We start from the raw sequence: 18,581 nt of genomic DNA on the forward strand, positions 1-18,581 counted from the left end.
GTGGGTTCTCCTTCATCGATCGAGCTGGATATTAGGTTAGGATGCGCCAAAATCACCATATTTATAATAAATAAAGCCCGGACGAGGGCATCTCTAATCAAAGGATCAAGAGATGTGCACTGTCCGAGCTTCCTTGGTATGAAATGGAAAATCAAAAAATGATGGAGTAACGCGTTTATTCTGCTGTAACCAGCCGTATACGGATATTCTGCGGATCAATGGTAAACCATTGACCGCCCAGTTCTTCAAGTGCAGCACCTTGCGTGCGCAGTTGTTCCAGCGCTTGCTGCAGTTGTTCCTGTCCGGCGTATACGATGGTAAAGTAATCGATTCCTGTAGCCTGTTTCGGATTCGCAGGAGCACCTGTGCCTGCCCAGATATTCAGGCCGATATGGTGATGATATCCACCTGCGGAAACAAACAAGGCTGACATGCCTGCAAAATTGCCAACGATGTCAAAGCCGAGCAAACCTGTATAGAAGCGGCGGGATTCTTCCAAGCTGCGTACATGAAAGTGTACATGACCAATAACCGTTCCAGCCGGCAGGCCATGCCATGGCTCATTCTCCGAGATGTCGAACAAGCTCTGTACATCCACCGGATCGCTTGCCATGACGTAGTTGTTGTCTGTATCACGTCTCCAGGTATCACGCGGACGGTCAGCGTAGATTTCAATGCCGTTTTGATCCGGATCGGAAATATAAAAGGCCTCACTCACCAGATGATCCCCTTGGCCGATTTCAATGCCAGAGGCGGCGAGATTGCGGAGTGCAAGCCCGAGGGACTTGCGGTCAGGCAGCAGAATGGCAAAATGATACAAGCCCGCATGAGAACGAACAGGCAATGTCACTGCATCAGTCAGTTCTTCCAGGCGCAGCAGCGACGTTTTGCCATCAGCGGTCATCGTTGCGACCTTATCCTGGCGTTCCAATAAACGAAGTCCAACCACCTCGGTGTAAAATTGAATGGATCGCTCCAGGCTGCTTATTCGCAGGCTTACTTCACCCAAGTGAGTAGTTGCAGGGATCTGGTATGGGGTAGTCATTATCATTTCCTCCTAATATGAAATAAGTTTGAGATCATCTCATCTAAATTGCATTAACAAGGATAGGTACGTTAGATCATTCTCGCTTCGGATCCTATAGGATAAACTTTATAATTATAAATAAGTTACTTTTCATAAGTTAATATAAAATATAAATCTTCTTTCGTCAATTGTATTTTCACGTTTCGAGCAAACCTGAACTAGCGGATATGAGGGCCTATAAAAATAAAAAATCCGGCTAACGGAGCCGGACGGGTCATATCGTAAAGATTTTGTTCGTTATGATTTGGTCTTGGAAGTTGCTCTTTTCTTTTTGGCTGGAGCTGCTTCGGTATCGCCTCCGACCACGGCTTGCACAGTTGTCTTTTTGGGTGCGCGTTTTTTGGGTTTGGCAGTTGTTGCTCCCGGGTCTGCAGGAATGGGCTTGACTGCCTCAATGCTGGCTTGAAGGGCTGCCATCAGATCCATGACATTCGCTTCCGGTTTAGCCGGCGCAATCTTGATCTCTTCACCCGCAACTTTGTGATTGATGAGATCCAGCAGTTTATTGCGGTAATCGTCTGTATATTTGCCGGGTTCAAAAGGTGTCGACAATTGATCGATCAGCAGCTTTGCCATCGTCAATTCCTTATCATTGACATTTTGAGCTTCTGGCAAGTTTGGTACTTGTGAGACTGGACGAATCTCATCCGGATAGAAAATGGTTTCCATGGAGAGACAATCCTCCAGAACCCGAATGGCAGCGAGGCTGCTTTTGGAACGAATGGAGACCTTGGCGATGCCGATTTTGCCTGTATCCCGCATGGCTGTCATCAGCAGCTGATAAGCGTTACCGCCGGCCTGATCGGGAGAGAGGTAATAGGTTTTTTGAAAATAGATGGGATCAATCTCCGTCAAATCCACAAAATCCAGAATGGTAATGGTTTTGCTGGCCGAATCATTCAGTGCCTCCAGCTCATCTTTTTCGAACAATACAAATTTTCCTTTTTCGTATTCATAACCCTTGGTGATTTCTTCCCACTTTACGTCCACCTCACAGGAAGGACATTGGCGTACATAAGCGAGCGGACTGCCGCAGACCTTATGGATATATCGCATGGAGATGTCTTTGTCTTCGGTAGCCGAGAACATTTTGACAGGGACATGCACGAGACCGAAGCTGATTGCACCTTTCCAGACCGTATGCATGAGTCGGCTCCTTTCCGAGGTACCTTTTTTATTATGTAGTATGGGCATTTCCGTGTCTGGATAATCGCTTACAGGATGAATTCGTATGGTTCGGGCTGACTGGGGGATGATAACAGAAACATGCTTGAACACGGTATTGAGTCTTAAGCATGTGAGTCAGGAAGTGTAAGACATCGAACAAGCTGGGAGGTGCCGAAATGAAGAACACTAGGGATGAAGAAGAAGCGCACAAGCATGCCTTTTCTCCATATCCCATTGCCGGGGCAGAGGAAGCTGAAGAATTTTACACGCCAGCTGCTGCGGTGAACTGGGAAGCGGTGACTTCCGAAAAGCTGCCACTTGATCGGGAGTCCTTCATGCTCGACATTGACCGGATGGTGAATGAAGGGTTAGGTGGAGGTCAGGTTACGGAGGATAACGGGTATATTGGTGAGAGTACGACGGACACGATGATTCGTGAACCACATGATGATCCGGAAGGAGAGTATGAATAAGATGATGGATGTGAAACGCGCCAAGGCAATTTACGATTCGAAAGATACCATTGCCGTGACACTTGAGGGGGATCCGGTCTGGATCGAACATGTGGATGAGGCTAATGGAATGGCAACCGTTCAAGTAGGCAGCAATCCGGGTAATACACAGACGGTTCGTGTGGATCGCCTGGAGGAGTAGAGGGGTAACGTCAGATTGCAGGATGACTTAGGAAGGCCGGTGCCGAAAGGTGCCGGTTTATTTGAGTTTGTGAAGGGTAAGTTCCTCTTTTGCCTCGCAACCCCGATGCTTGCGGGGGAAGAAAGGGACCGATATAATAAGGTTCAAAGTGAACTCAGGCGGTTGACCGCCAAAGGTGGGGCGTATAGTGAATAAGACGCATGAGCAGTGGGTGTATCAATCCCATGGCATTGCAGATACAGAAGCGCTTGCATCCGCACTTGCTGAACAGGCAACGGCCGGAATGGTCATTGCACTCGACGGTGATTTGGGTGCGGGCAAAACAGCATTTTCACAAAAGTTTGCTTGGCATCTGGGTATACGTGAAGTGGTGAACAGCCCCACGTTTACGCTGATTAAGGAATATGAAGGGCGTCTGCCTTTATATCACATGGATGTGTATCGTATTTCACTGGAAGAAGCGGACGAGCTTGGACTGGACGAATACTTCTATGGAGCCGGAGTCAGTCTGGTGGAGTGGTCCAGCATCATTCCCGAACTGCTGCCGGAAGACCATTTGCATGTACAGATTGAAACAACCGGTCCGGAGGATCGCACGATTACGCTGGATGGGTACGGTGAAACTTATGCCGCCATGTGCCGGCAGTTCAGACAGAATGGAGTCAAATGATGATGGAAGATTTACAAAAAAAGCCGCGTCAGCGGTTTTTGGCGTTGGATACGTCCACTGCGGTGATGGCTGCCTCGGTGATGGAAGATCACGCCTTGCTGGAGGAGCGAAATGAACGTGCCGAACGGAATCACTCCGTGCACGTCGTGCCTGTAATGGAGCAGCTGCTGGCAGCAAGCGGCACTGCACCTGGTCAGCTGAACGGCATTGCCGTAGGCATCGGCCCAGGCTCATACACAGGTATCCGCATTGCGGTAACAGCGGCGAAGACACTCGCCTGGGCATGGGACATCCCCGTTGCCGGGGTGTCCAGCCTGCAGGCGATGGCCTGGGGCGGCTGGCATCGCGGCCTCGCGGCCAAGGCTGAAGCTGCGGCAGATGAACCTGCCGCAGCAGGGGCTGGCGGAACGCCATCCGTGGACCAGGGCGGCACAGGTGCCGCCCCAGTCCACTGGATCGTTCCGCTTGTGGATGCGCGGCGCGGTCAGGCGTACACCGCGCTGTTTGCCTCCGCCGGGAGCGATGCGCCCCGGCGGCTCGCGCCAGATGCCATCCGCCTGATGGACGGATGGCTGGAAGCCCTCGCCGCCCGCATGGCGGAGGCGGCGCCGGAAGAGCGGCCCGCAGCCGTCTGGATTGTCGGCGAGACGGGCCCGCATGAGGCAGCAGCGGCTGAGCTTCGCTGCCCTGCAGGTACGGCGCTCCAGCTCGTTCCCTATGAGCTGGAAGGCCGCTGGATCGGGCGCCTTGGCGCCGAAGCGCTGCTTGCAGGGCAGCGCGATGATGTGCACGCACTGGTGCCCAACTACACCCAGCTGGCCGAAGCCGAAGCCAATCTACTGCGCAAAGGCTGAAAGAAGGGTGGCGAGCGGATGGACGATAAGGAAAGCAGCATACAGGATGCAGCACTTCAGTTCAGACTCATGACATTGAATGATATTCCGGATGTCATGGTGATTGAACATGAGGCATTTACGATGCCCTGGACGGAAGAAGCGTTTCGAAACGAATTAACAAATAATCATTTTGCCAAATATATGGTCATGGAACTGGACGGCAGGGCTATTGGATATGCCGGGATGTGGACCATTATGGACGAGGCCCATATTACCAACATTGCGGTAAGACAGGCTTACCGGGGTCGCAAGCTGGGGGACAAGCTGCTGGATGAGCTTATGAAGACAGCAGCATATCTCGGCATGGAGCGAATGACACTGGAAGTCAGGGTATCGAACCTGGTTGCCCAGCGTTTGTATGAGAAAAAAGGGTTTGAATCGGCAGGTCTTCGCAAAGGCTATTACTCCGACAATCAGGAGGATGCGATGATTATGTGGGCGAATTTGCCGCCTGCAGGCCGGAGCGGCGAAGAGGAAGGAAGCGTAACGGATTCATGAACGAACTGAGTGATAAACAACAATCAGCTCCATCCTATATATTGGCGGTGGAGACCAGCTGTGATGAAACATCGGTTGCCGTGGTCAAGGATGGACAGGAAGTGCTGTCCAACCTGATCTCGAGTCAGATTGAGACACATAAGGCGTTTGGCGGAGTGGTGCCTGAGGTCGCTTCACGTAAGCATGTGGAAGTGATTACCTTGATGATGGAACAGGCGATTGAACAATCCGGTATCCGTCCAAGAGACCTGAGCGCAATCGCCGTCACACAGGGACCCGGACTGGTGGGTGCATTGTTGGTGGGAATCGTGGCAGCCAAAACACTCGCCATGGCTTTGGGCAAACCACTGATTGGCACGCATCATATTGCCGGCCATATCTATGCCAACCGGCTTACGCATGAGCTGCAGTACCCTGCAATGGCTCTTGTTGTGTCTGGCGGACATACGGAGCTTGTGCATATGGAATCCGAAGGCAATTTCAAATTGATTGGACGTACACGCGATGATGCCGTAGGCGAAGCGTACGACAAGGTAGCACGTGCGTTGGGGTGCCCATATCCGGGTGGCCCTCACGTGGACCGGATGGCGTCTGAAGCAGAGAAGGTTGTACCCTTACCTCGGGTATGGCTGGAAGCCGGTTCATACGATTTTAGTCTCAGTGGGTTGAAATCTGCTGTGCTGAACGCCCTCAATCAGGCCAAAATGCGTGGAGAAACGCTGGAACCGTCTGCTGTTGCACGCGGATTCCAGGAAGCAGTGGTTGAAGTATTGGTGGAGAAAGCTGTGCGGGCCGTTCGTGAATACGGATCACGCCAGCTGCTGCTGTGCGGAGGCGTTGCGGCTAATCGCGGTTTGCGTTCTGCATTACAGGAGCGTTGTGCCAAGGAAGGGCTTGAATTGCTGATTCCGCCGATGGAGTACTGCACGGATAATGCAGCCATGATCGGAGCGGCCGCGTATTTGAAATGGCAGCGGGGTGAAATCTCGGAATTTGATGCCAAGGCAGATCCGGGAATATCCTTGGAAGCATGGTCTGTTCAGACTGTGTAGCCGGACATTTGAATTATAGAGTTGACAGCAGCATGTGAAGAATGTATATTAGTTACAAATTTAAACAGGATATTGAAGTCCTGAACCGAAAACGCAATGAACAGGAATAGTAAGGTAAATCCGGGTCATAGAGAGCTGCGGGGAGGTGCAACGCAGTCGAAGGAAACCTGAAACTCGCCTGGAAGCGGAACGATGGAACACGGAAACTCCTTGGGAGGATCCGAAGGCCGAACAGGTCATGAGAAAGTACATCGTTACGGATTGCCTCCGTGATTGGGCCGTTGCTGTGCAGATGACCTGAATGTCAGGTAAGAACTCGGCAATAACAAAGGGGATTTTTCATCCTAGAGGAAATAGATCCGTATGGACGCATACGGTAGCTGCCTTGGGAGCATGGAAAGTCAACAAGAGTGGTACCGCGATGGTTACAGCCTGTCGTCTCTTGCATTATTGCGAGAGATGGCAGGCTTTTTTGATTGAACAAAAGGGTTACTACATACGATAAATGTAATGAACGGGAGCAGTAAAACGATGAAGCGCTCAGAGAGCTGCGGGGTGGTGCAACGCAGTGGCTGGAATCGTTTGAATCTCGCCCGGGAACGGAGCTGTGGAAACAGGAAGTCCTGTGTACACAGCAACGGCTGACCACCGTTATAAGGTGTTTCTCCAGATTGATCTATCAAGCAGCGCTATGGACAGCGCAGTGATGTTGAGCCTGGAGACGACGAGGTGGATGATGTCTGGCGCAAGTTGGAATCGTCAAGCAAGAGTGGTACCGCGGAGGGGATATAACCCGCCGTCTCTTAGATGAGATGGCGGGTTATTTGTTTTGCTGCCGGCAGCAAATGGGTGGGTGTGGAAGAGCATCGTTTTGAATGTTGAATAGGTATTGAATTCAGGAGTGCAAGTCGACGTGCACTCAGGAGAGAAAAAAACAGCATAGATAATGTTCATCATGGAATACACATACATTGAAATTAATGGAGGCGGAGTATAATGACAATGGAAATGAACAAGCGGAAAATTGAGATTTTTGATACCACACTGCGTGATGGAGAACAGGCACCTGGAGCCAGTCTGCAGCCTGAACAAAAAATTGAGCTGGCTCACCAGCTGGCTGCGCTTGGGATTGACGTCATTGAGCCTGGATTCCCGATCTCCAGCCCAGGTGAGTTCGCGGCGGTTCAGGCGATATCCAGACAACTGCAACATGTGGAAATTTGCGGATTTGCCCGTGCGGTCAAAGGAGACATAGATGCTGCAGTGAAAGCAACAGCTGATGCTGCACGACGCCGGATTCACCTGTTCATCTCTTCGTCGGATATCCATATTGAGCACCAATTGCGTCGTCCGCGCAGTGAGGTTGTCGCTACTGCACGGGAGATGGTGTCCTATGCACGCCAGTTTACCGACATTGTGGAATTCACGGCGATGGATGCAGCCCGGACCAAGATGGATGACCTGATCGAAATGATTGAGGTGGCTATTGAAGCTGGGGCCAGCATCATTAATCTGCCGGATACCGTCGGTTACGCGCTGCCGCATGAATACGGAGAGATGTTCCGCCGTGTCCGCGAGGGGGCCAGAGGTGGCGATCAAGTACGGTATAGCGCCCACTGTCATAATGATCTGGGACTTGCAGTGGCCAACAGTTTGGCTGCGATCGCGAACGGGGCTTCCCAGATCGAAGTAACGATCAACGGAATTGGTGAGCGTACAGGTAACTGTGCATTGGAGGAGCTGATCATGGCACTGGAGACAAGAGGAGATGCCATTGGTGCCACAACGAATATCCAATTGAATCAGCTATACGAGACGTCCCGCCAGATCAGCCGGGCCATGCACTTCCCGATTGCTTATAACAAGCCGGTGGTCGGACGCAATGCGTTCCAGCATGAATCGGGAATTCACCAGGATGGACTGCTGAAGAATCGGAACACCTATGAAATCATGGATCCTGAAGCATTGGGTATTCCGCGCAGCATGATCATTCTGGGGAAACATTCGGGTCGTCACGCTCTGAAAGACCGTGTTCGCAAGTACGGTTTCGAACCGGATGAACAGCAAATGGAACAGCTGTACGAAGTATTCAAGGAAACGGCTGACAAACAAAAAGTGGTCAGTGACGATCAGCTGCTGCAAATGGTCAGCCAAACGATGAACATTCCTGCGCAGGATTATGAGCTGGTTGAACTGCAGGTAACTGCAGGCAGCATGACAGACCGGATGGCAGCCGTTCGGATCCGGACAGGTGCGGGCGAACAGACGTATTCTGCCGTTGGCAGCGGACCGGTAGAAGCAGCCATTCGTGCGATCGGTCAGAGCATTTCCGATGATATCAGCTTCGTGGATATGGAAATCCATGCGCTGAGCGGAGGAGAAGAGGCGACAGCAGAGGCGGCTGTTGCTGTGGAGCGAGCAGGACGGGAATTCAGAGGAACGGCTACGCACAATGATATTGTTATGGCAGCAGGTCTTGCCTATGTGGCAGCATGTAACGCTGCGGGACTTAAGGCAGAGTCAACGGAAAGCGACAAGTCTGTACACGTATAGAAAAGGTTGAATAAGCAAGTAAAGAGTGAAGTGACGTATCAGAAATTGAAAAGCAGACCTTAGTTCTGAAGGTCTGCTTTTGTCTGATTATGTGAGATAATCTATATAAGTAAAAAGCGATCTGTCAAGGTGTGATTATAGTTATCCACATATTCAGGATAATTTGTGGGTAACTGAACCAAAGTCAATCCAGCAATGTTTTCGAAACTAAAAGGGTTTAGGGGATAGTATACACCCATTGTATCCACAAACTTGTGGATAACGTGGATAACTTGGTGGATAAATATGGTTTTTGTTCAAAAATGCGATTCTACCGCTGTATAATTAACTTCATTAAACTGCTTGCTATCTTGCTTTTCTGTGGATAAACATGAAATGGAGTAGAGTAAAAATATTTTTCACAATTCGAGTAAATTTGACAAATGAAAAATCTCTAAATTAATCTCTGAAGTGATTCATATTAAAGCAAAAACAACAAAAAAGCCGATCCGGTTAAGGAGTCGGCTTTTACTATTTCTGTTTTTACTAACTGAACTTACACATGAGCCCAATACGGATGCTGACGAGGTGTGAAATCAAGACTCAAGCGCGAGGATTTCCCAATCTTCATACGCTTTGGCCAGCTGGTGCTTCCGTGCTTCCGCGTCTCCCTGAAGTTCCTGCAGCTTCATGTAATCCTGATATACCTCTGGAAGGGCCATCTGGGATTCAAGCTCCGTAATTTCCGTTTCCAGCTGGGCAATCTGCTGTTCGATTGCTTCCTGTTTCCGCTGCCGGTTACGCTCCTCACGCTTGGCCTGCTTGTCAGCTTCGAATGAAGCGGCTCCAGATTTCTCGGTTGGTTCCTGATCTGGTTTCACAGACCGCTTAGAGGAAGAGAGAGCTGCTTCTTCTGCTTCGCGTGCGATGTCCTCAAGCTCCTGCTTCTTCTCAATATAGTCATCATAGTTTCCGAGGTAATGCTCGGTTCCTCCAGGATGCAGCTCCACGATACGTTCAGCCATTTTGTTGAGGAAATATCGGTCATGAGAGATGAACAGCAGTGTCCCCTCATATTCCATGAGCGCTGCTTCCAGCACTTCTTTGGCGAAAAGGTCGAGATGGTTGGTAGGCTCATCGAGAATCAGCATGTTGGCTTCCTTGAGCATGAGCTTGGAGAGGGAGACACGAGCCTTCTCACCGCCACTCAGCGAGGAGATCTTTTTGAGTACATCATCTCCGCTGAACAAGAAGTTGCCAAGCACGGTGCGAATTCTTGCTTCCTCCATGCCGGGATATGCGCTCCACAGCTCCTCCAGAACCGTATTGTTGGGGTTTAGCCCCGTTTGCTCCTGATCATAATAGCCGATCTGCACCTTGGTTCCCCACTGGATCTGGCCGCTTACCGGGCGCAGGCTTCCGGTGAGGCATTTCAGCATCGTGGATTTCCCGATCCCGTTCGGTCCGATCAGCGCTACCGTTTCCCCGCGTCTAAGATCGAATGAGACATTGCGAAATAATGGCGAAGCTTCATCGTAAGCGACGGAAAGATCGTCCACACGAAGCACTTCCTTACCTGACATGACGGCTGTCTCAAAAGAAAAATGAGCTTTCTTCAAGTCACCCATCGGCTTGTCCAATCGTTCCATCTTGTCCAGCGCTTTACGGCGGCTCTGAGCACGCTTTGTCGTGGATGCACGTACAATATTTTTCTGTACAAAGTCCTCCATCTTGGCGATCTCATCCTGCTGTTTCTCGTACTGTTTCATCTGACTCTCATACTCGGCTGCCTTAAGCTCCATATAACGGCTGTAATTCCCTGTGTACTTTTTGGAGCGGTGCCGTTCGATCTCCACAATGGTGGTCACCAGCCGATCAAGGAAATACCGGTCATGGGATACAACGAGCAGTGCCCCTGAATAACCTCTTAGATAATCTTCCAGCCACGTCAGGGTCGGAATGTCCAGATAGTTGGTAGGCTCGTCCAGCATGAGCAGGTCGGGTGCCTGAAGCAGGATGCGGGCAAGTGCAAGACGTGTCTTTTGTCCACCGCTTAAGGTAGCAATCGGAGTATCTGGTGAAAACTCGCCAAAGCCCATTCCGTGCAGGACGCTGCGAATACGCGTTTCCATCGCATAACCGCCGTGATCCTTGAACCAGTCCGAACGCTGGGCGTAGCGTTCAAGCAGGTCCGCATACTTTTTCTCGTCCTCCATCTGGGCTGGATCGGCAATATCCTGTTCCATCTTCCGCAGTTCAGCCTCAGCCTGGGTCAGGTGAGAGAAGACATGCATCATCTCCTCCCAGATGGAGCGATCGGATTGCAGCCCACTGTTCTGGGCGAGATAACCCAGGGTTGTCTCTTTGGATTTGAAAATCTGTCCGCCATCATAGGACATTTCGCCCGCAATGATTTTGAGCAGGGTGGATTTCCCCGCACCGTTCACGCCCACGAGTCCGATGCGTTCACGTTCTAATATTTGTAAGTTCACGCCGTCCAGAATCGGATCGACACCATAACGTTTAATAATTCCGGATACTTGCAGCAGCATATAATTAAGTTCCTCCATAGGTCCAGTTCTTGATTATTCAACTACATTCCAGTTTACATGAAATACAGATCAAATGCACCGATAACGAGCGCCCCGGCGTGTAGTCTTTTTGCTCAACTAATGATAAACTGAAAGAAGACATGTGAATATATGAGGATTTTGCAGAAAATCACTCATTTTAATTTTTTCAACGAGACGACAACTGGTCTTAACATATAATTGTTTTGAATTGACGCTTTTTTACTACCTTCCACATCAACAGGAGGTTATTCAGGAACATGCAGGACCGGACGGAATCCAAAAGCCAGCTTCGTTCCAGACTGATGAAGAGTCGTGATCTGATGGATGAGGCAATTCGGCAGCACGCCATGAGTGAAGTTAGTTTTGTGGCTAAACAGGAGTTGCAGCGACTTCGGCAGGACAAGCAGAGGTTGACGATTTTCAGCTACTTGTCTTATAGAAGCGAAGCATCCACGGCCTTTCTGTTTGAGGATGGTTGGAAGCACGGCGACAGGATGTTCGCACCGAAAGTATTGGCGGATCCAGCCCGTATGGAATTAAGGCGGGTGGCCGGAGAGCACGATATTGAGCCTGGCGTATGGGGGATCCCGGAGCCCAAAGACACCTGCGGGGTGCTTCAGCGTGAGGAATGGCCCAATATTGATCTCGTCATTGTTCCCGGCCTTGGATATGATCTTCATGGCGGACGAATTGGTTATGGTGGCGGTTATTATGACCGATTTGCCGAGCAGCTTGAAGAAGAATGCTTCAAAGCAGGAAAAAGGCCGCTTCTCGCTGCACTCGTCTTGCCGGGACAACTGCAGGATGACATTCCGATGGACCCGTTTGATCTGCGTATGGATCTGTTGATGACAACCGAAGGTATACTACATATCGAATAAAGGGTTGTGATGGTATTGAACTCCAATGCAAGGAATGGATCGGATTCGAGCGAAGGCAAGCTGACACATTTTAACGAGCAGGGACGTGCCCGTATGGTGGATATTTCGGGCAAGGAAGTAACTGTGCGTACGGCAGTGGCCATATCCAAAGTAACGATGAACCCCTCCACACTGGAAGCCATTCGGGAGGGACGGATCGGGAAGGGCGATGTGCTCGCCGTGGCTCAAATCGCAGGAATCCAAGGCGCCAAGAAAACGTCAGACTGGATTCCGATGTGCCATCCACTGGCACTGAATGGTGTGGATATTCGTTTTGAGGACAACGGCCTGGACGAATTATCGATTCAGGTCACGGTCAAAACAGAAGGCAAAACCGGTGTCGAGATGGAGGCGCTCACGGCGGCTTCAGCAGCGGCACTGACGATCTATGACATGTGCAAAGCATTGCAAAAAGACATGATTATCGGACCAACGATGCTGCAATCCAAAAGTGGTGGCAAAAACGGTGATTTCAACCGATAAGGGACATTTATTTTCATAGAGGAGAAGGGTGATCTTTATGGTGTGGAGAACAGCAATCCTGACAGCCAGCGACAAAGGGGCCCGCGGGGAACGTGAGGATACGAGTGCACAAGTAATCCGGGAGCTAGTGGAAGAGGAACTGGGTGGGGAGATCGTGGAATACCGCATCGTTCCGGATGAACCCGATGAGATTATTGCGGCCTTGATTGAGATGACAGACTATTTTCATGCTGACCTTGTACTAACAACCGGAGGTACGGAGCTGGCGATTCGTGATATTACACCGGAAGCCACGCGTAGGGTTATTGAACGTGAAGTTCCGGGAATGGCAGAAGCGATGCGATACAGCGTTATGAGCAAAAATCGTTCCGCCATGCTGTTCCGGGGCGTGTGCGGGATTCGTGGACGTACGTTGATTGTCAATTTGCCGGGTACACCGAAGGGTGTGCATGAGCATCTGGCTGCGATTATGGATCAGCTTCCCGAAGCGCTCCTGATGGTTACAGGGCAATTTAAGCAATAACGGCAATCAACCCGGAAAGATGTAGAGTTAAAAATCGTTTCTTTTATACTCCTTAGTTGATTTTGCGGGTTATGTAAGTGGTTACATCTGTGGTATGATGGGCTTAATTGTAAATTACAGCAGATCCATCTATGAGTGTAGGGCCAAGTGTACGCATCTTCGAAGCTTGAGATGAGGAGGAATATCAATGTTTAGTTCCATTGGACCAACAGGGTTTATTTTGCTGGCCGTGATCGCTTTATTGTTGTTTGGACCTAACAAGCTCCCGGAACTGGGACGTGCTGTCGGACGTACTTTCCGTGAATTCAAAGAGGGCGCACGTGAAATCATCTCTGAGGATGATTCGTCCAATCGCAAAGAGCAGGAGAAATCCAAGCCGCTGGCAGTGGATAGTGAGCCTGAGACCGCTCCCAAGCCTGTAGACAAGCGTCTGCCGGAGTAACCTGACGGCAATGAATGAGAAATCCCTTCCTGCCGGAAGGGTTTTGTATTTTAAGCTGGCAATAATGGAGGGCAGGAATGACGCAGCAGAATGAAGAAATGACCATTACGGAACATTTGAGCGAGCTGCGCAAGCGGCTGATCTATGTATTAAGCGTTTTTGTGCTGGGCCTGGTGGCAGGATTCTTCGTAGCAGATCCGGTGTACCGCTATTTGACGAAGGCGGAATCGGCTCAGGGGTTTGTGCTGCATGCCTTCTCCTTCTGGGATGGAATAGGGATCTATATGAAGATTGCCGGCCTGTTTTCGTTGATTATTACGCTTCCCTTTACTGTGTTTCAGATCTGGAAGTTTGTAAGTCCAGGCTTGCGACCTCGTGAACGGAAAGCGACACTGAAGTATGTGCCTTATGTATTTCTGTTATTTCTCGTTGGACTGGCCTTTGCGTACTATGTTGTATTTCCGATGGCACTCGCTTTCACTTCCACGATTACGGAGAAGATGGGGCTTGTGGAGACTTATGGAATGAAACAGTATTTCAGTTTCCTGTTTGGAATTGTGCTGCCGGTATCGCTATTATTCGAGCTTCCGCTGCTCATCATGTTTCTGACAGGGCTTCGGATATTGAATCCCATCCGTCTGCGAAAGATGCGGCGGGTGGCTTATTTTGTCCTGATCTTCATCGCAGTTGTTGTGACGCCGCCGGATTTCATATCTGATCTGCTTGTTATGATTCCGTTACTCCTGTTATATGAGATCAGTGTGTTTCTGTCGGCCATCGTATACCGCAAACAGCTTGCGGCCGATGAAGCGGCAGAGGCCAGATATGTACGTGCCAACAATGAGCAGAGCGCAGGTTAAGTGAACCTTCCTGTGCTCTTGTTCTTGCAGCTTTCAATTAGACTATGCCCGGTATAATGAATTGCGGAGAGATCTGCGTTCTGGGACAGGCAGGCATATTTTGTCCAGCAATGGATACAATGGTGAAGGGCTGTTTAGTGATTCCGTTACAGCTAATTGGTGACTCGGTAACAGGGTTACGCAACAAGAGGTGCGGTGCTGAACACGCTGTTTTGATGTCCTGATGTTAATGCAGCGTAAATTCTCGCATGAATTCTTCAAAAGGACTTGAAATCATGCTTCAAGTTGAGTATCATAAAGTTGGTTGTTAGCACTAAACACTGTCGAGTGCTAATACATATGGCTACAACCTACAATGCAACGTTATATAATTTCAAAAGGAGGCTATTTTTCATGATCAGACCTTTAGGTGAACGCGTATTGGTAGAACCACTGGAGCAAGAGCAAACAACTTCTTTCGGGATCGTACTTCCGGACTCTGCTAAAGAAAAACCGCAAGAGGGCAAAATTATTGCCGTTGGAGCGGGTGCACTGAAAGACGGCGTACGTGTAGCTCTGGAAGTGAAAGAAGGAGATCGCGTAATCTTCTCCAAATATGCCGGAACAGAAATCAAATTCGAAGGTAAAGAATATTTGATTATGAAAGAGAGCGATATCCACGCGATTCTCGACTAATTCAAATTTAATCGGTTAACCGAACCATATAGCAAGATCATTTTACAATATACTAGGGAGGTTTTCTTACCATGGCTAAAGACATTAAATTTAGTGAAGACGCTCGTCGCTCCATGCTTCGCGGTGTGGATGCATTGGCTAACGCAGTAAAAGTAACGCTCGGTCCTAAAGGCCGCAACGTGGTTTTGGAGAAAAAATTCGGAAGCCCGCTCATCACGAATGACGGTGTAACCATCGCTAAAGAAATCGAACTGGAAGATGCATTTGAGAACATGGGTGCACAACTGGTTAAAGAAGTAGCAACCAAAACAAACGATGTTGCTGGTGACGGTACTACAACAGCGACTGTACTTGCTCAAGCATTGATCACAGAAGGTCTGAAAAACGTAACTGCAGGCGCTAGCCCAATCGGTATCCGTAAAGGGATCGACAAAGCGGTTAAAGCTGCGGTTGCTGAGCTTCAATCCATCTCCAAACCGGTAGAAGGCAAACAATCCATCGCACAAGTTGCTGCAATCTCTGCAGCTGACGAAGAAGTAGGCGAACTGATCGCTGAAGCTATGGAAAAAGTGGGCAAAGACGGCGTAATCACAGTTGAAGAATCCCGTGGATTCGCAACGGAGCTGGAAGTGGTTGAAGGTATGCAATTCGACCGCGGTTACATCTCTCCATACATGATCACGGATACGGACAAAATGGAAGCTGTTCTGGACAACCCGTACATCCTGATCACAGACAAAAAAATCTCCAGCACACAGGACATCCTGCCATTGCTTGAGAAAATCGTACAACAAGGTAAACCACTCGTATTGATCGCTGAAGATATCGAAGGCGAAGCACTCGCGATGCTGGTTGTGAACAAACTGCGTGGTACATTTAACGCTGTAGCGGTTAAAGCTCCTGGCTTTGGTGACCGTCGTAAAGCAATGCTGCAAGATATCGCTGCCCTTACTGGTGGCCAAGTGATCACGGAAGAACTGGGTCTGGACCTGAAATCCGCTGTTGTGGAACAACTGGGTACAGCTCGCCAAATCCGTGTAACTAAAGAAAACACAATCATCGTTGACGGTGCTGGTAACAAATCCGATATCGATGCACGTGTTAGTCAAATCCGTACACAACTGGAAGAAACAACTTCTGAGTTCGATAAAGAGAAACTGCAAGAGCGTCTGGCTAAATTGTCCGGCGGCGTAGCAGTAATCAAAGTCGGTGCGGCTACTGAAACAGAATTGAAAGAACGCAAACTGCGCATCGAAGATGCCCTGAACGCAACTCGCGCTGCGGTTGAAGAAGGTATCGTATCCGGTGGTGGTACTGCGCTCCTGAACGTATATCAAGCGGTTGCTGGTGTAGCTCTGTCCGGTGACGAGCAAACAGGTGTGAACATCGTGCTGAAAGCACTGGAATCACCAATCCGCACAATCGCAGCTAACGCTGGCGAAGAAGGTTCCGTCATCGTGGAACGTTTGAAAAAAGAGCAAGTAGGCGTAGGTTACAACGCAGCTACTGGCGAGTGGGTTAACATGATCGAAGCGGGTATCGTTGACCCTGCGAAAGTAACTCGTTCTGCTCTGCAAAATGCTGCTTCCGTAGCAGCAATGTTCTTGACTACTGAAGCGGTTATCGCTGACAAGCCAGAACCTGCAGGCCCTGCTGGCGCTCCTGATATGGGCGGCATGGGTGGAATGGGCGGCATGATGTAAGTAAAGGTTTAACAACCTTTATGAACCGTCCAGCAACTCATATCCATGAGTAGAAGAAGGCCCCGAGAGATGTACACTTGAACAAGTGACCTCTTTTGGGGTCTTTTTGTTTCGTTCGAGGACAGAAGGATGGGAGACTGCTTTCAGGCAATCTAAAATTTGATGTAACTTTCATCTCAATTTCAGATTCACTTAAGGTAGTGAAGGTAATATCAATCTTGTAAGCCCCTTCTCGTGTTAAATAGATGTGTGAATGGCCCTATCGGATTGTCCTCCGGTAGGGCACCTTTTTTCCTAAATTATTCTTGAGATGGTATGATAGAGAAAATAGTTGTGTGATTGAAAAAGTTAGTTATCCTTGCGTTTGGGAGGGGAGTTTTCGGTGGACGCCAGGCTGCACCCGTTGTTCAGGCCAATCCAGATGAATGGGACCGATGTACACACCTATTACATAGAACAACCACCGTCTCACCCGATGACAGCCTATATCGCTTGCTTCTGGGAATCGGGGACTACTTGTTATGCTGGTTACAATCCTTTAGAGAGTGTGCCCGGCAGAGTATTACCTGATGGTTGTACGGATATTCTGATAACATATGATGCTGTTCTTCAGCAGCATTCTTTTGCCTACTGTGGCAATTATACCGAGCCGTTTGCCATTCCAGTAAGTGTAGAGGTCAACCCGCCTGCGGACTACACCTTTGGTGTTCGGTTTTTTCCCGGTGGGGCACGTCACTTTCACGGTTTGCCGCTGGAGTCCTTCACGGACAGGCGCATCCCCTTGGAGGAATGCTGGCCAGCTAACATCGACGAGCTTCGCGAGCGAATGGCTGGGACCAAGCATTTTGAAGAGAGGGTGCAGGTCATGGAGACGTATTTGTGCCTATTATCTGGGGATGGAAGTACATATGAGAAAGATTTGATGAAAAATGCCATGCACCGAATCTTTGTGAACGGTGGACGGATGAGTGTGAAAGAGCTGGCCAGCCGAGAGGTTGTGAGTGAGCGGCAGCTGCATCGCAAGTTCGGTGAATGGGTGGGGATCAGCCCTAAACGGTTTAGCGAGGTGGTTCGATTTCACTGTGTTCTGAGAGAAATCCATCAGGGGCAGCGTACGGACTGGGCAGCACTGGCTCAAAATCATGGATTTTTTGACCAGGCACATCTGATTCGGCAATTTCGCAAGTTGTATGGAGAAACGCCGCTTACCGCTGCCAAAGAGCATCGCCGGATGCTGTCCGAAAAGTACAATAGATCAGACGAGACTTCGTTTATACTGGAAATGCGAGAATTATAATAAAGGAGACATGAACGATGAATGGAACAATGCAAATTCGGGATCATTTGTTGGATGAGTTGGAGACAGGTGTACGGACCGGAGCTTCCCTGATTCGCCTGATTCGTCCGGAAGACTGGGCTTATCGCCCTCAGGAAAACATGCGTTCACTGGTGGAGCTGGTTCACCACTGGATCCAGATTACGGCATCTGACCTTGCCATCATGCAGGAGAAAAGTGAAGCGGAAGTTGGAACAATAGAAAATAGTTTATCTGGTATTGAGGATATTGAACAGCTGGAAGCGGTCCTGTGGCGCAATTTTGAAACGTACAAAGCGTACATCGTATCACTGAGTGAAGAAGATCTGTTGAATCGGTCTACGACTGCCTTTTATATGGAACATGGGCATGTACAGGTGAAATGGCAAATTGAGACGGTAACCCATGTGTTCCATCATCGTTCCCAGTTGTACAACTATCTTAAGCAACAAGGACATGAGTTAAACTTTTTCATGTTATATGCATAATCATGAGGCCCTGAAGGCAGACACATCTTGTGTCGATTCCTTT

The 18,581-nt window shown here is 49.5% G+C and carries 19 protein-coding genes and 2 other annotated features; of the genes, 16 read left to right on the forward strand and 3 right to left on the reverse strand.

Going from position 1 to position 18,581, the window contains the following annotated elements; translation table 11 throughout:
* Window positions 1-175: 175 nt before the first annotated feature.
* The gene (locus AC3RCI_RS06180) at window positions 176-1,045 is read right to left on the reverse strand and encodes a VOC family protein (protein WP_492528037.1); all 870 of its coding nucleotides are present in this window, start codon (window positions 1,043-1,045) and stop codon (window positions 176-178) included.
* Window positions 1,046-1,324: 279 nt separating this feature from the next.
* Complete coding sequence (gene ku, locus AC3RCI_RS06185; RefSeq protein WP_492528039.1) at window positions 1,325-2,233, reverse strand: non-homologous end joining protein Ku; 909 nt, start codon at window positions 2,231-2,233, stop codon at window positions 1,325-1,327.
* A gap of 197 nt (window positions 2,234-2,430) precedes the next feature.
* Here ku and AC3RCI_RS06190 point away from each other — a divergent pair, with 197 nt between their 5' ends.
* The 7 genes from AC3RCI_RS06190 (at window position 2,431) to AC3RCI_RS06220 (ending at window position 8,577) form a co-directional block, all read left to right on the forward strand.
* Window positions 2,431-2,727: a hypothetical protein gene (locus AC3RCI_RS06190; RefSeq protein ID WP_492528041.1), complete on the forward strand. Its 297-nt coding sequence runs from the start codon at window positions 2,431-2,433 to the stop codon at window positions 2,725-2,727.
* 4 nt (window positions 2,728-2,731) lie between these two features.
* Window positions 2,732-2,908 carry an H-type small acid-soluble spore protein gene (locus AC3RCI_RS06195; RefSeq protein WP_127538296.1) on the forward strand — a complete coding sequence of 59 codons (177 nt, stop codon included), beginning with the start codon at window positions 2,732-2,734 and terminating at the stop codon, window positions 2,906-2,908.
* A 187-nt stretch (window positions 2,909-3,095) separates the two neighbouring features.
* Window positions 3,096-3,578: a tRNA (adenosine(37)-N6)-threonylcarbamoyltransferase complex ATPase subunit type 1 TsaE gene (gene tsaE / locus AC3RCI_RS06200; protein ID WP_154892624.1), complete on the forward strand. Its 483-nt coding sequence runs from the start codon at window positions 3,096-3,098 to the stop codon at window positions 3,576-3,578.
* A gap of 2 nt (window positions 3,579-3,580) precedes the next feature.
* Window positions 3,581-4,432, forward strand: a complete 852-nt coding sequence (gene tsaB / locus AC3RCI_RS06205; protein ID WP_492529816.1) for a tRNA (adenosine(37)-N6)-threonylcarbamoyltransferase complex dimerization subunit type 1 TsaB — start codon at window positions 3,581-3,583, stop codon at window positions 4,430-4,432.
* 18 nt (window positions 4,433-4,450) lie between these two features.
* Window positions 4,451-4,972 carry a ribosomal protein S18-alanine N-acetyltransferase gene (gene rimI, locus AC3RCI_RS06210; RefSeq protein WP_492471611.1) on the forward strand — a complete coding sequence of 174 codons (522 nt, stop codon included), beginning with the start codon at window positions 4,451-4,453 and terminating at the stop codon, window positions 4,970-4,972.
* Window positions 4,969-6,024 carry a tRNA (adenosine(37)-N6)-threonylcarbamoyltransferase complex transferase subunit TsaD gene (tsaD, locus tag AC3RCI_RS06215; RefSeq protein WP_492528043.1) on the forward strand — a complete coding sequence of 352 codons (1,056 nt, stop codon included), beginning with the start codon at window positions 4,969-4,971 and terminating at the stop codon, window positions 6,022-6,024. The genes rimI and tsaD overlap by 4 nt, the downstream gene beginning before the upstream one ends.
* A gap of 87 nt (window positions 6,025-6,111) precedes the next feature.
* Window positions 6,112-6,470: a binding site (T-box leader), on the forward strand.
* A 55-nt stretch (window positions 6,471-6,525) separates the two neighbouring features.
* Window positions 6,526-6,831, forward strand: a binding site (T-box leader).
* Window positions 6,832-7,020: 189 nt separating this feature from the next.
* Entirely contained in the window at window positions 7,021-8,577 is a 1,557-nt protein-coding gene (locus AC3RCI_RS06220; protein WP_492471613.1) for a 2-isopropylmalate synthase, read from the forward strand.
* 575 nt (window positions 8,578-9,152) lie between these two features.
* On the opposite strand, the gene AC3RCI_RS06225 is transcribed toward AC3RCI_RS06220, so the two are convergent.
* Window positions 9,153-11,108, reverse strand: coding sequence for an ABC-F family ATP-binding cassette domain-containing protein (locus AC3RCI_RS06225; protein WP_492528045.1), 1,956 nt, complete (start codon window positions 11,106-11,108; stop codon window positions 9,153-9,155).
* Between the two features lie 278 nt (window positions 11,109-11,386).
* On the opposite strand from AC3RCI_RS06225, the gene AC3RCI_RS06230 reads away from it, so the two are divergent.
* The 9 genes from AC3RCI_RS06230 (at window position 11,387) to AC3RCI_RS06270 (ending at window position 18,538) form a co-directional block, all read left to right on the forward strand.
* Entirely contained in the window at window positions 11,387-12,010 is a 624-nt protein-coding gene (locus AC3RCI_RS06230) for a 5-formyltetrahydrofolate cyclo-ligase (RefSeq protein ID WP_492528047.1), read from the forward strand.
* 15 nt (window positions 12,011-12,025) lie between these two features.
* Window positions 12,026-12,532 carry a cyclic pyranopterin monophosphate synthase MoaC gene (gene moaC / locus AC3RCI_RS06235; protein ID WP_492528049.1) on the forward strand — a complete coding sequence of 169 codons (507 nt, stop codon included), beginning with the start codon at window positions 12,026-12,028 and terminating at the stop codon, window positions 12,530-12,532.
* Window positions 12,533-12,569: 37 nt separating this feature from the next.
* Window positions 12,570-13,055 carry a MogA/MoaB family molybdenum cofactor biosynthesis protein gene (locus AC3RCI_RS06240; protein ID WP_095289023.1) on the forward strand — a complete coding sequence of 162 codons (486 nt, stop codon included), beginning with the start codon at window positions 12,570-12,572 and terminating at the stop codon, window positions 13,053-13,055.
* Between the two features lie 187 nt (window positions 13,056-13,242).
* Window positions 13,243-13,497, forward strand: coding sequence for a twin-arginine translocase TatA/TatE family subunit (tatA, locus tag AC3RCI_RS06245; protein ID WP_127538158.1), 255 nt, complete (start codon window positions 13,243-13,245; stop codon window positions 13,495-13,497).
* Window positions 13,498-13,574: 77 nt separating this feature from the next.
* Window positions 13,575-14,357 carry a twin-arginine translocase subunit TatC gene (tatC, locus tag AC3RCI_RS06250; RefSeq protein WP_110821396.1) on the forward strand — a complete coding sequence of 261 codons (783 nt, stop codon included), beginning with the start codon at window positions 13,575-13,577 and terminating at the stop codon, window positions 14,355-14,357.
* Between the two features lie 393 nt (window positions 14,358-14,750).
* Window positions 14,751-15,032, forward strand: a complete 282-nt coding sequence (gene groES, locus AC3RCI_RS06255) for a co-chaperone GroES (protein ID WP_090918205.1) — start codon at window positions 14,751-14,753, stop codon at window positions 15,030-15,032.
* Between the two features lie 71 nt (window positions 15,033-15,103).
* Window positions 15,104-16,735, forward strand: coding sequence for a chaperonin GroEL (gene groL, locus AC3RCI_RS06260; RefSeq protein ID WP_336781101.1), 1,632 nt, complete (start codon window positions 15,104-15,106; stop codon window positions 16,733-16,735).
* 382 nt (window positions 16,736-17,117) lie between these two features.
* Window positions 17,118-18,032 carry a DUF6597 domain-containing transcriptional factor gene (locus AC3RCI_RS06265; RefSeq protein ID WP_492528051.1) on the forward strand — a complete coding sequence of 305 codons (915 nt, stop codon included), beginning with the start codon at window positions 17,118-17,120 and terminating at the stop codon, window positions 18,030-18,032.
* 17 nt (window positions 18,033-18,049) lie between these two features.
* On the forward strand, window positions 18,050-18,538 hold the full coding sequence (locus AC3RCI_RS06270) for a DinB family protein (RefSeq protein ID WP_154892608.1): 489 nt from the start codon (window positions 18,050-18,052) through the stop codon (window positions 18,536-18,538).
* Window positions 18,539-18,581: the final 43 nt, after the last annotated feature.

This window comes from Paenibacillus sp. MT124 (genome assembly GCF_058792755.1).